Annotated in this window: 8 protein-coding genes; 5 read left to right on the top strand and 3 right to left on the bottom strand. The window is 66.2% G+C overall.

Annotated elements, in window-relative coordinates:
* Window positions 1–256: 256 nt before the first annotated feature.
* A complete protein-coding gene (gene rpsA / locus ACFVIV_RS34885; RefSeq protein WP_379203894.1) occupies window positions 257–1723 on the top strand; it encodes a 30S ribosomal protein S1 in 1467 nt (488 codons plus the stop codon).
* Between the two features lie 236 nt (window positions 1724–1959).
* Entirely contained in the window at window positions 1960–2595 is a 636-nt protein-coding gene (locus tag ACFVIV_RS34880) for a TetR family transcriptional regulator (protein ID WP_379203892.1), read from the top strand.
* On the opposite strand, the gene ACFVIV_RS34875 is transcribed toward ACFVIV_RS34880, so the two are convergent.
* Window positions 2538–5075, bottom strand: a complete 2538-nt coding sequence (locus ACFVIV_RS34875) for an MMPL family transporter (protein ID WP_379203890.1) — start codon at window positions 5073–5075, stop codon at window positions 2538–2540. The genes ACFVIV_RS34880 and ACFVIV_RS34875 overlap by 58 nt on opposite strands.
* 693 nt (window positions 5076–5768) lie before the next feature.
* Between ACFVIV_RS34875 and coaE the strand changes: the two genes are divergently transcribed.
* Window positions 5769–6965, top strand: coding sequence for a dephospho-CoA kinase (gene coaE / locus ACFVIV_RS34870; protein ID WP_379203888.1), 1197 nt, complete (start codon window positions 5769–5771; stop codon window positions 6963–6965).
* Here the strand turns inward: coaE and ACFVIV_RS34865 are convergent.
* Window positions 6952–7476: a DUF402 domain-containing protein gene (locus tag ACFVIV_RS34865; RefSeq protein WP_379203886.1), complete on the bottom strand. Its 525-nt coding sequence runs from the start codon at window positions 7474–7476 to the stop codon at window positions 6952–6954. The two genes, coaE and ACFVIV_RS34865, sit on opposite strands and share 14 nt — an antisense overlap.
* Before the next feature lie 188 nt (window positions 7477–7664).
* Between ACFVIV_RS34865 and ACFVIV_RS34860 the strand changes: the two genes are divergently transcribed.
* Complete coding sequence (locus ACFVIV_RS34860) at window positions 7665–8099, top strand: hypothetical protein (RefSeq protein ID WP_379203884.1); 435 nt, start codon at window positions 7665–7667, stop codon at window positions 8097–8099.
* Between the two features lie 65 nt (window positions 8100–8164).
* Here ACFVIV_RS34860 and ACFVIV_RS34855 read toward each other — a convergent pair whose 3' ends face one another.
* Window positions 8165–8701: a DUF402 domain-containing protein gene (locus ACFVIV_RS34855; protein ID WP_379203882.1), complete on the bottom strand. Its 537-nt coding sequence runs from the start codon at window positions 8699–8701 to the stop codon at window positions 8165–8167.
* A 345-nt stretch (window positions 8702–9046) separates the two neighbouring features.
* On the opposite strand from ACFVIV_RS34855, the gene uvrB reads away from it, so the two are divergent.
* Window positions 9047–11212, top strand: a complete 2166-nt coding sequence (uvrB, locus tag ACFVIV_RS34850; protein ID WP_379203880.1) for an excinuclease ABC subunit UvrB — start codon at window positions 9047–9049, stop codon at window positions 11210–11212.
* Window positions 11213–11679 lie beyond the last annotated feature (467 nt).

Here is an 11679-nt window from a genome sequence, read left to right as displayed (position 1 = left end):
AGTACCACCCGTGTTTGCTTGGTACAACACCCGTCGCGTACGCTGTTTTCCGCGAGTGTCTTCTGTATTCGGATCGCAAGACCCGGGTAGAGCAGACAATCGTGCTGTGAGTCCGCATGCTTTGTGCAGCGTTGTGCTCCGTCGCAGCGATGTGCTGTTGCATGGCCAACGTTAGTTCCATCGCTGTGAGTTCGCAGCAATACCGAAAGCCCACATGTCCACTACCGACCACAATCCGTCCGGAGCCTCCCAACACATGCCCACCACCGTGACCTCGCCGCAGGTAGCCGTCAACGATATCGGCTCTGCCGAGGACTTCCTCGCCGCCATCGACAAGACCATCAAGTACTTCAACGACGGCGATATCGTTGAAGGAACCATCGTCAAGGTCGATCGTGACGAGGTCCTTCTCGACATCGGTTACAAGACCGAAGGCGTCATCCCTTCCCGCGAACTGTCCATCAAGCACGATGTCGACCCGGCCGAGGTCGTTTCCGTGGGCGATGAGGTCGAGGCCCTCGTTCTCACCAAGGAGGACAAGGAAGGCCGCCTGATCCTGTCGAAGAAGCGTGCTCAGTACGAGCGGGCTTGGGGCACGATCGAGGAGCTCAAGGAGCGTGACGAGGCCGTCAAGGGCACCGTCATCGAGGTTGTCAAGGGCGGCCTGATCCTGGACATCGGCCTGCGCGGCTTCCTCCCGGCTTCGCTGGTGGAGATGCGCCGCGTCCGCGACCTCCAGCCGTACGTCGGCAAGGAGATCGAGGCCAAGATCATCGAGCTGGACAAGAACCGCAACAATGTGGTCCTGTCCCGCCGCGCCTGGCTGGAGCAGACCCAGTCCGAGGTGCGCTCCGAGTTCCTGCACCAGCTGCAGAAGGGCCAGGTCCGCAAGGGCGTCGTGTCCTCCATCGTCAACTTCGGCGCCTTCGTGGACCTGGGTGGCGTGGACGGCCTGGTGCACGTCTCCGAGCTGTCCTGGAAGCACATCGATCACCCGTCCGAGGTTGTCGAGGTCGGCAACGAGGTCACCGTCGAGGTTCTCGACGTCGACCTGGACCGCGAGCGTGTCTCCCTGTCGCTCAAGGCGACTCAGGAAGATCCGTGGCGTCAGTTCGCCCGCACCCACGCCATCGGCCAGATCGTGCCGGGCAAGGTCACCAAGCTCGTCCCGTTCGGCGCGTTCGTTCGCGTCGAGGAGGGCATCGAGGGCCTGGTGCACATCTCCGAGCTGGCCGAGCGCCACGTGGAGGTCCCGGACCAGGTCGTGGCCGTCGGCGACGACGCGATGGTCAAGGTCATCGACATCGACCTGGAGCGTCGCCGGATCTCGCTGTCGCTGAAGCAGGCGAACGAGGACTACAACGCCGAGTTCGATCCGTCCAAGTACGGCATGGCCGACAGCTACGACGATCAGGGCAACTACATCTTCCCCGAGGGCTTCGATCCCGAGACCAACGAATGGCTCGAGGGCTTCGAGAAGCAGCGTGAGGAGTGGGAGTCCCGCTACGCCGAGGCCGAGCGTCGCCACAAGATGCACACCGCTCAGATGGAGAAGATGGCGGCCGACGCCGCCGCCGAGGCCGCCAACGGCGGACCCTCGAACTACTCCTCCGAGTCGGGCGCCCAGGCGTCGTCCTCCTCGTCGGCTGAGCCCGCCGGTGGTTCGCTGGCGAGCGATGCGCAGCTGGCCGCGCTCCGCGAGAAGCTGTCGGGCAACGCCTGATTCGCTTCTGCTGACGCAGTAGCTCAATAAAGCGAAATCCCCCCGGGTCCTGACGGACCCGGGGGGATTTGCGTTGGAGGGGGAGGAGCCGCCCGCCCAGGGGATTTGCGTTGGGACGGGGAGCCGTCCGCCGGGACCGGTGTGGAGGCGGTCCGCCTGGGGATTGCGTTGGGGCCGGATGCATCACGTCGAGTAGCGGGGGCGCAACGGCGGGTACAGGTAATCTGGTTGCTGATATGTCCCAGTCCACGGTGGAGACTCCCGCATCGGTGTGGGAGCAGCGGAAGATCGAGGCGATGAGCCGGATCCAGCGGGTTGCGCTGGAGCTGTTCGACGAGCACGGGTATCGCGATGTGACGGTGGAGCGGGTGGCCGCGGCGGCGGGGGTGTCGGCCAGTTCCATCTACCGGTATTTCGGGACCAAGGAGATGCTGGTCCTGTATGACGAGGCCGATCCGCAGGTGCTGGAAGTGCTGCGGGTGGCCGGTGGGGGAGAGACGCTCGAGTTCACCGAGTTGCTCGCCATCGGGCGGCCGCTCATTCCGGTGCTGACCGAATCGATCATTACCGAGGATCTGGAGCGGCGCACCCGGCAGCGCATGCAGCATGTGCTGACGATTCCGGAGGTGCGCGATCGGCAGTCCCGGCAGATGCGGGACCTGGAGGAGCAGTTCCGGCTGCTGTTCGCCGAGCGCAGCGGGCGCGATGCCAATGACATGAAGATCCGGCTGGCCGCGGCCACCGCCATCTGGGGGTGCGTGGCGGCGCTGAACCACTGGGCGGGAACAGGATTCGAGCGCCGCCTACAGGATGTCTACATCGAGGCGCTGGACTCGCTGGTCTCGGCGCTGGAGGCGATCTTCGCGTCCTGAGGTGTGAGGCTGCGCTCGTCGCGAGCCTTACGGGGCAGGCTCGGCAGCCACCAGTTCCAGCGGCCGAACAGCTGCATGAACGCCGGTACCAGGATCAATCGCACGATCACCGCGTCGATGGCGACCGCGACGGCCAGCGCGAACCCGATCTGCTTGAGCTCCAGCACATCCGCGGTCACGAAGGCCGCGAACACCGCCACCATGATGGCTGCCGCCGCGGTGATGGGCCGGGCGGTGCGTTGCAACCCTTCGGCGACGGCGGCGGCATTGTCGGGATGCCGATCCCACGCCTCCTTCATGCGCCGGACCAGGAAAACCTCGTAGTCCATGGACAATCCGAACAGCACGGCGAACACCAGCATGGGCAGATACACCTGGAGGAATCCCGCGCTGTGGAATCCGAGCACGGATTCCCCGATCCCATACTGGAAGACCGCGACCGTAATCCCCAGCGCCGCACCGGTGGCCAGCAGATTCAGCAGAATCGCCTTGACCGCCAGCACGATGCTGCGGAAGGCGAAAATCAGGAACGCCAGCGAGACCGACAGCACCAGCGCGATCACCCAGGGGAAGCGGCTGGTGATGAGCGCGGAGACATCGGCGAAGGCCGCGGGCACACCGCCGACCGAGATTTCGGACGATTCGAATCCACGTGCACCGGAACGGATATCGGCGGTCAACTCGGCAACGGCGGTGGAGTCGAAGGAATCCTTCGGCACGACCAGAGCCAGCATCCGGCCATCGGCCTGCTGCAGCAGCACCGAGGCGATGCGCGGATCGCGACCGAGTTCCGCGACGAAACGGTTCATGTCCACGATGCCATTGCCGGACAGCGCGGAATCGTCCGCCCCGGCGGCGACCACCTGAATCGGCGACAGCAAACCGGGCCCGAAATTCTCCTGCACCAAGCGGGTTGCCTGTCCGGCGGGCCGATCGTTCATCGACCCCAGACCCATATCGATGCCGTAGCGGATACCGAGGAGCGGTGCGGCCGCCAGCGCCAGCACCGCGACGCCGACCGCACCGAAGAGCACCGGCCGGCCCATAACTGTCCGCGCCCAGCGGGTCCACGCGCTGGACCCGGTGGGCGCACTGAGCGTCCGAGCAGAAGTCCTACTGGTCATCCCGGCGTGCTCTTGGCCGGGATCTCGCTCCGCCGGGTGGATTCCGGCCAAAAGCGCGCCGGAATGACGGGGCGTACTTTCCACCGGACGCTGGCTTTTCTCCGGACGCCAGCTCTTCTCCAGACGTCGGCTCTCGTCCGGACGCCGGCTCTTCTCCGGACGTCGGCTCTCGTCCGGACGCCGGCTCTTCTCCGGACGTCGGCTCTCGTCCGGACGCCTGATTTCGGCCGGACGCAGCTTCGCGGGCAACGCGCCGCGATTGATGGCTGGGCCCAGCTCGGCCAGCACGGCGGGCAGCAGGGTGAAGGCCGCCGTGAGCGTTGCGACCACCGCGGTCACCACGCCGATGGCGACGCCATTGAGCATGGGCAGGCCGACCACCGCCAGCGAGCACAGCGAGATCATCACGATCAGTCCCGAGGCCAGGATGGTGCGGCCGGTGGTATCCATGGCCGCGCCGACGGCGGCATGGATGTTCTTGTGTGCCCGGCGATCTCGCACGCCGCGCCGGGAGAGCTCCTCATTGAACCGGCTCACGATGAACATGGCGTAGTCGATCGCGGTGCCGGTGCCGATCATGGTGGCCACCGACAGCACCAGGGAGTCGAAGGTCAGCAGGCTGGTCAGTCCGAACAGCACGCCCACCGCCAGCGCGATACCCGCCGCGGTGACGGTAATGGGGATGGTCGCGGCGACCACCGCGCCGAGGGCGAGCACCAGCACCAGCGCCGCCACCGGCAGGCCGAGGCTCTCGGCGCGCGTCATATCGGCGGTCTCGGTGCGCATGAGCTCGCCCTCGATCGGGGCGTAACCGGTGAGCATGGCCCGGACCTCGCCGCTCTCGGCGGAGGTCAGCGCCGATTGCACGCGGGCGGCGACATCCACCCGCTCGGACATGGTGCCGTCGAGGCCGACGATGCCGAAGGCGGTGTGCCGGTCCTCCGAAATCTGCAGCCGTGCGGTCCCGTCGAACGGTCCGATCGCACCCGCTACGCCGGTGGTGGCACGGGCGGCGGTGAGCGCGTCGTCGATGGCGATCTGGAACTCGGGCGCGTCGACGGTGTACCGGCCGGAATGGAAGACGATCAGGTCCTGTTCCGCGCCGAGCTGCGAGAAGTGTTCCGCGGCAAGGCGTTCCACCGCGCTCGATTCGGAGCCGGGCACGCTGTAATCGGGTGCGCCGAGCCGTTCGTGCAGCGCCGGATAGGCGGCCGCGCAGACTACGACGAGCAGCAGCCACACACCCATCACCAGGCGGCGATGCCGGGCCATGCGCACGCCCCAGGCGCCGACGATGCCGAACCGGTCGGATTGCTGGGCCGGATCGGGCCGGTCGAGTGCGACTGGCTGTGCCATGGTCCCTCCGCGAGTCGGTACCTGAAAGTGACTATCAGGTATTGCGGCCAGCGTAAGGTGTTACGGGCCGTACCTGCAAGTGACTGTCAGGAATGTGACGACGACGGCGGCCTGCGACGTCGATGCGGGAGAATCCGGACACAACAAAGACCCAGTCCGAATGGGACTGGGCCGAGGTGGCGGAACGAAGTCAGCCGGCGGTCGCCGGAAGCCATTGGGCCGCTGCCACCGCGGAGCGTTTTCGCATGGCCGCGAAGCTGTGGCGGGCGGGGATGATGAGTCGGGAGAGCCACGTACGACGGTGCTCGGCGAGCGCTGCCGCGACCGCGGGGATCTCGATGCAATGCATCGTGCCCGGCAGTCCCAGACGGTGGCGACCCGTCTGGATGTTTCTGGTGCCCAATGGTGTTCCTTCTCTTGCGTTGCTACCGGCCTAGGATCGCCTGCGGCGAACCTTAGCCGAACAAAAGTGTGCGACACCGTATTTTGCGTGACATTCGCCCTGGCGTGTCGGAATGTTGCCGACAAGCGGTCCGGAATTGCCGAAAAAGTTGCGGAATGGTCTCGTGAATATCACGGAATGAGAAAAGTCGGCGGCTGGTTGTGAAATTGTCGGTCCGACTGGGTAATCCCACTTTTCGGCAGGTGAGGGGCGCTGATGCGAGGCTCTCGGGCAGGTGCGAGACTGGTCGAATGTTGCGAATCGGTCTCACCGGAGGCATGGGAGCGGGCAAATCCACCGTGGCGCGCATTTTCGCCGAGCGCGGCGCGGTGCTGGTGGACAGCGATGTGATTGCTCGCGAGGTGGTCGCGCCCGGAACCGAGGGCCTGGCGGCCCTGGTCGCCGCATTCGGCGACGAAATTCTGGCCGCCGACGGCAGCCTGGATCGACCGGCCTTGGCGGCCAAGGCATTCGCCAGCGACGAGGCCCGTGCGACGCTCAACGGCATCACCCACCCGCTGGTCGGCAAGCGCACCGCCGAACTCATTGCCGCCGCGCCCGCGGACGCCATTGTCGTCCAGGACATTCCGCTGCTCGTCGAGAACGGCCTGGCGCCGCTCATGAACCTGGTCGTGATCGTCCTCGCCGACGAGGAGACCCGGGTGCGCCGCCTGGTGGAATTCCGCGGCATCGACGAGGCCGACGCCCGCGCCCGCATTGCCGCGCAGGCCACCGACGACCAGCGGCGCGCGGTCGCCGACGTGCTGCTCGACAACAATGGCGCCAATGGCGATCTCGACGCCGCCGTGCACGCGCTCTGGGACGAGCGCCTGATCCCCTTCGAACGCAATCTGCGCACCCGCGCCCCCGCGCATCGCGAGGGCGAAATGCGCCTGGTCGAACCGAATCCCGACTGGCCCGCCCAGGCGCAGCGGCTCATCGCCCGCCTGTGGGTGGTGTGCGGCGCGGACGCCGTGCGCATCGACCACATCGGATCCACGGCGGTGCCCGGCCTCCCCGCCAAGGACGTGATCGACCTCCAGATCACCGTCCGCGACCTCACCGTCGCCGACGCCCTGCGAGACCGCCTGGCAGACGCGGGTTTTCCGCACAAGCCCCACATCACCGGCGACAACCCCAAACCCACCGCCACCGATGCCGCCGCCGCCGACGCGACCCTGTGGGCGAAACGCCTGCACGGCAATGCCGACCCAGGCCGCCTGGCCAATGTGCACCTGCGCGCCGAGGGCGCCCCAGGCCAGCGCTTCGCCCTGGAATTCCGCGACCTGCTCCGCACGGACCCCGCGGCCCGCGCCGAATACCTCGACATCAAGCGCGCCGCCGAGGAGAAGGCGGCGGGCCTCGCCGGCGCCGCCGCGGCCGACGCCTACTACTCGATCAAGGAACCGTGGTTCGACGCGATCTTCGCGCGCCTCACCGCCAACTGAGCGTGATTCCTTGCGCCGCTAGCCAGTTCTCGAAGCTGTGCCCGTGCGCCGCGATCCCGTCGATGGTCGCGGTCGCGGTCTCGATGGCCTGCTGCGCGGTCGCGAGGTCGAGGTAGCCGGCGGCATGGGCGGCGAGCAGCTCGTCGACATCGAGTAGCTCGACCTCGCGGCCGGTGCGCACGACCAGATCCAGGTAGTGGTCCACCGACTTCCAGCGCTTCGGCTCGACCTGGGTGAACTCCCCGATATCGATGTAGTAGTCCTGATCGCGCAGATCGGCCGGGGTGAAGTGGAAGACCGTCGCCCGCAGGGAAAGGCTTGGCAGCAACCAGGATTCGATGTAATGGAACTCCGGATGATCGGAGGGCCGCGCCATGTACAGACCCCACGGCTCGTCCCGATAGTGCTCGACCTGCCGGACGTAGCCCTTCGGGTCGACATTGGTGAGCTCGTCGACATTGAAGTACTCGACCTTGGGTCGGTGCAGGTGAACCGCAGGCGCCTGAGTCATGCACTCAGCATCGCGTGTCGGGCGGTGGTCGTCCAGTGGAGGGGTGCTCGCGTCGCGGATCGGTTGCTGGACCCGGGGGGAGCGCTCCGGGCAATCTTCACGAAAACTCAATGTGAAACACAAGTATTCCGCTATGTTTCGGGCTACCCACACTCGCGTGGGTCCCGCAACACAAGGGAAGTACCTGTATGAACGCATACAAGCTGCGCGCCGGCACCGGGCTGCTGACCTTCGCCGCCCTGGGCGCGGTCGTGACCCTCACCGCCCCGCAGGCCGCCGCCTGGGTCGGCAACCTCGAGGTATCCGGCAAGGATCACAAGGTCGGCTGCACCTACACGCTGACCGCCTCGGTTGAGGTCGACCGGCTGAGCACGGTGAAGTTCACCGACAACGGCAAGGACATCCCGGGCAGCCCGGTCGCACCGTCGCTGCTCGACAACAAGGTCACCATCAAGTGGAAGCCGACCACGGCGGGCACGCACAAGCTGGAGGCGTGGCAGATCCTGATCAGTGACTCGATCACCGTGCAGGTGACCGAATCCAAGGGCGGCTCAGGCAGTTCCGGCAGCGGCGGGGGCTGCGGCGGCGGCCTGGGCGGCCTGATTCCGAGCCTGTCCGGTTAGTCGGAGGACGGACAGTCGACTCGCCCACCCGGTCCGTGCGCAAGGCGGACCGGGTGGTCTGCGTTTCAGAGCCAGTTGAGCGTGTAGCCCCGCGCGGTGAGCCAGCGGTCCACATCGTGACCGCAGCCGGCAATGCCGTCCACCACCGCGGCCGCCCGCTCGATGGCGCGGTGGGTGAGCGCGGTATCGAAGTATCCGGCCGCGTGGGCGGCCAGCAGCTCGTCGATGCCGAGCAGTTCGGGCACCTGGCCGGGGCGGGCCACCACGTGCAGATAGTGGCTCTCGGCGCGCCACTTCTTGCCCTCCACCGGGCCGTATTCACCGATGTCGAGGTAGTAGGTCTGCTTGCGATCGTGGCCGGGGCGCAGGTGATAGACCGTCACCCGTAGCGACAGGTCCGGCAGCAGCCAGGACTCGATGTAGTGGAACCGCGGATTGTCGACGATGCGCTCCACGTAGAGGCCCCAGCGCTCGGCGTGCATGTGCTCGACCGAGTGCAGGAAGCCGCGATGGTCGGTCCAGGACAGCTCGGGCACATTGAAGTACTCGAGTCTGGGGCGATGTGGGGCCACCGCGGGGGTGGCAGATCTGAAACGTTGCATATCCGCACCATTGATGGAATTCCGCTGTGCCGTAAACAGACCGGTCATCGCCTCGCCTCTTCCGGACTCGTCCGACTGCTTGATTAGGTTACACCTGCTACGGGGCGGAAAACCTGCGTGCGCGGTCTGCAATTTCATTGTCACGGATCCGCATCCTTGCGAAGATCATTGAGCGATCGGATATTTCAGGCGGGGCTCGCGGAGGGGTTGCGGGCGGCCGCCGAGCAACGTCATTCGGCGTGGCGCGGCGGCGGTCATCCGGCGCAGACCAGACCGTCTGGTCGGAAAAAGGCCCTGAGCGGCCCGTCCAGGAAATTGTCGGTGCCCCGTCCTAGGCTGTTGAGCATGGCTTTCGCAACCGAGATCCCGGACGACCTCCCCCTGGCCCATTCGGAGTTCCGGCCCATCGGTGAGATCGAGCGGACCGATGGCCGGTTCCAGGTGGTCAGTGAGCACAAGCCCGCGGGTGACCAGCCGGCCGCCATCGCGGAGCTGGAGCGGCGGATCACCGGGGGCGAGCGGGATGTGGTGCTGCTCGGCGCCACCGGCACCGGCAAGTCGGCCACCACGGCGTGGCTGATCGAGCGGTTGCAGCGGCCGACGCTGGTCATGGCGCCGAACAAGACCCTCGCCGCCCAGCTGGCCAATGAGCTGCGGGAGATGCTGCCCAACAATGCGGTCGAGTACTTCGTCTCGTACTACGACTACTACCAGCCCGAGGCGTACATCGCGCAGACCGATACCTATATCGAGAAGGACAGCTCCATCAACGACGATGTGGAGCGGCTGCGGCATTCGGCCACCTCCAGCCTGCTGTCGCGGCGCGATGTCGTGGTGGTGGCGTCGGTGTCGTGCATCTACGGCCTCGGCACGCCGCAGTCGTATCTCGATCGCTCGATCAACCTGGAGGTCGGGCAGGAGGTGGAGCGGGACAAGCTGCTGCGGCTGCTGGTCGACGTGCAGTACACCCGCAACGACATGTCCTTCACGCGCGGCACCTTCCGGGTGCGCGGCGACACCGTCGAGATCATCCCGTCTTATGAGGAGCTGGCGATCCGCATCGAATTCTTCGGTGACGAGATCGAGGCGCTCTATTACCTGCACCCGCTGACCGGTGACGTGGTGCGGCAGGTGGATATGTTGCGCATTTTCCCGGCCACCCATTATGTCGCCGGTCCCGACCGTATGGAGCGCGCCGTCCGCGATATCGAGGCCGAGCTCGAGACCCGCCTCGCGGATTTGGAGAAGCAGGGCAAATTGCTGGAGGCGCAACGGCTTCGGATGCGCACCCAATACGACCTGGAAATGATTCGGCAGGTCGGCTTCTGCTCCGGTATCGAAAACTATTCGCGCCATATCGACGGCCGCCCCGCCGGTTCCGCACCCGCCACCCTGCTGGACTACTTCCCGGAGGATTTCCTACTCGTCATCGACGAGTCCCATGTGACGGTCCCGCAGATCGGCGGCATGTACGAAGGCGATATGTCGCGCAAGCGCAACCTCGTCGAATACGGCTTCCGCCTGCCCTCGGCCATCGACAACCGCCCGCTCACCTGGGAGGAGTTCGCCGACCGCATCGGCCAGACGGTCTACCTGTCCGCCACCCCCGGCCCCTACGAATTGGGCCAGACCGGAGGCGAATTCGTCGAACAGGTCATCCGCCCCACCGGCCTGGTCGATCCGCACGTGGTGGTCAAGCCGACCAAGGGCCAGATCGACGACCTGGTCCACGAGATCCGCCTGCGCACCGAACGCGACGAGCGCGTCCTGGTCACCACCCTCACCAAGAAGATGGCCGAGGACCTCACCGACTACCTCCTCGGCCTCGGTGTCCGGGTCCGCTACCTGCACTCCGAGATCGACACCCTCCGCCGCGTGGAGCTCCTCCGCCAGCTCCGCCTCGGCGAATACGACGTCCTGGTCGGCATCAACCTGCTGCGCGAGGGCCTCGACCTCCCCGAGGTCTCCCTGGTCGCCATCCTCGACGCCGACAAGGAAGGCTTCCTCCGCAGCAGCACCTCACTGATCCAGACCATCGGCCGCGCCGCCCGCAATGTCTCCGGCGAAGTCCACATGTACGCCGACAAGATCACCGACTCCATGCGCCAGGCCATCGACGAAACCGAACGCCGCCGCGCCAAACAGGTCGCCTACAACGAGGCCAATGGCATCGACCCGATGCCCCTGCGCAAAAAGATCGCCGACATCCTCGACCAGGTCTACCGCGAAGCCGAGGAAACCGAGGTTGAAGTGGGCGGCTCCGGCCGCAACGCCTCCCGAGGCCGCCGCGCCCAAGGCGAACCAGGCCGCGCCGTCAGCGCCGGCGTCTACGAAGGCCGCGACATAAAGTCCATGCCCCGAGCCGAACTAGCCAACCTGGTCCAGGACATGACCGACCAAATGATGAACGCCGCCCGCGAACTCCAATTCGAACTGGCCGGCCGCCTCCGCGACGAAATCGCCGACCTGAAAAAGGAACTCCGAGGCATGGACGCCGCCGGCATCCAGTGATCGCCCGCCACCGGCGAACCGTCAACGGCTGTGACCGGCTCGGTCTATCCGAGCCCGTCCGCCGAAGGCGAACCCCAAATGCCGTGACCGGCTTGTCTATCCGAGTCTGTCCGCCGAAGGCGAACCGTCAATAGACGGCAGAGATGTCAGTTGGTGCGTCGACTGTGTGGGTTCGGGGCCGTCAACCAGCGCTCCCACGTACGACCCGTCCACTCGCCCACTGGTGCGGTCATGAACTAGCGTGGTCACGGGCCCGTCGAGTCACCAACCCGGCTCGGTTGCCAGCCGGTGCGGTTGCCAGCCGGTGCGGTTGCCAGCCGGTGCGATTGTCGGCCGGTCCGGGCACCAGCTGGTCTGGTCACCAGCCCGTGCGCCTGTGTGTTGGTCCGCCGCAGGCGAACTGTCAATTAACGGCAGGGAAGACAGTTGGTGCATCAACTGTGTGGGTTCGGGGCCGTCTCGATTTT

Source organism: Nocardia sp. NPDC127526, from assembly GCF_042672265.1.
Classification (GTDB): Bacteria; Actinomycetota; Actinomycetes; order Mycobacteriales; family Mycobacteriaceae; genus Nocardia.
This window is presented reverse-complemented; position numbering and strand designations above follow the sequence as displayed.

Excerpts from the sequence above, each read along its gene's own strand:
- rpsA (WP_379203894.1), top strand. The coding sequence starts at position 257 with ATGCCCACCACCGTGACCTCGCCGCAGGTAGCCGTCAACGATATCGGC.
- ACFVIV_RS34880 (WP_379203892.1), top strand. The coding sequence starts at position 1,960 with ATGTCCCAGTCCACGGTGGAGACTCCCGCATCGGTGTGGGAGCAGCGG.
- ACFVIV_RS34875 (WP_379203890.1), bottom strand. The coding sequence starts at position 5,075 with ATGGCACAGCCAGTCGCACTCGACCGGCCCGATCCGGCCCAGCAATCC.
- coaE (WP_379203888.1), top strand. The coding sequence starts at position 5,769 with ATGTTGCGAATCGGTCTCACCGGAGGCATGGGAGCGGGCAAATCCACC.
- ACFVIV_RS34865 (WP_379203886.1), bottom strand. The coding sequence starts at position 7,476 with ATGACTCAGGCGCCTGCGGTTCACCTGCACCGACCCAAGGTCGAGTAC.
- ACFVIV_RS34860 (WP_379203884.1), top strand. The coding sequence starts at position 7,665 with ATGAACGCATACAAGCTGCGCGCCGGCACCGGGCTGCTGACCTTCGCC.
- ACFVIV_RS34855 (WP_379203882.1), bottom strand. The coding sequence starts at position 8,701 with ATGCAACGTTTCAGATCTGCCACCCCCGCGGTGGCCCCACATCGCCCC.
- uvrB (WP_379203880.1), top strand. The coding sequence starts at position 9,047 with ATGGCTTTCGCAACCGAGATCCCGGACGACCTCCCCCTGGCCCATTCG.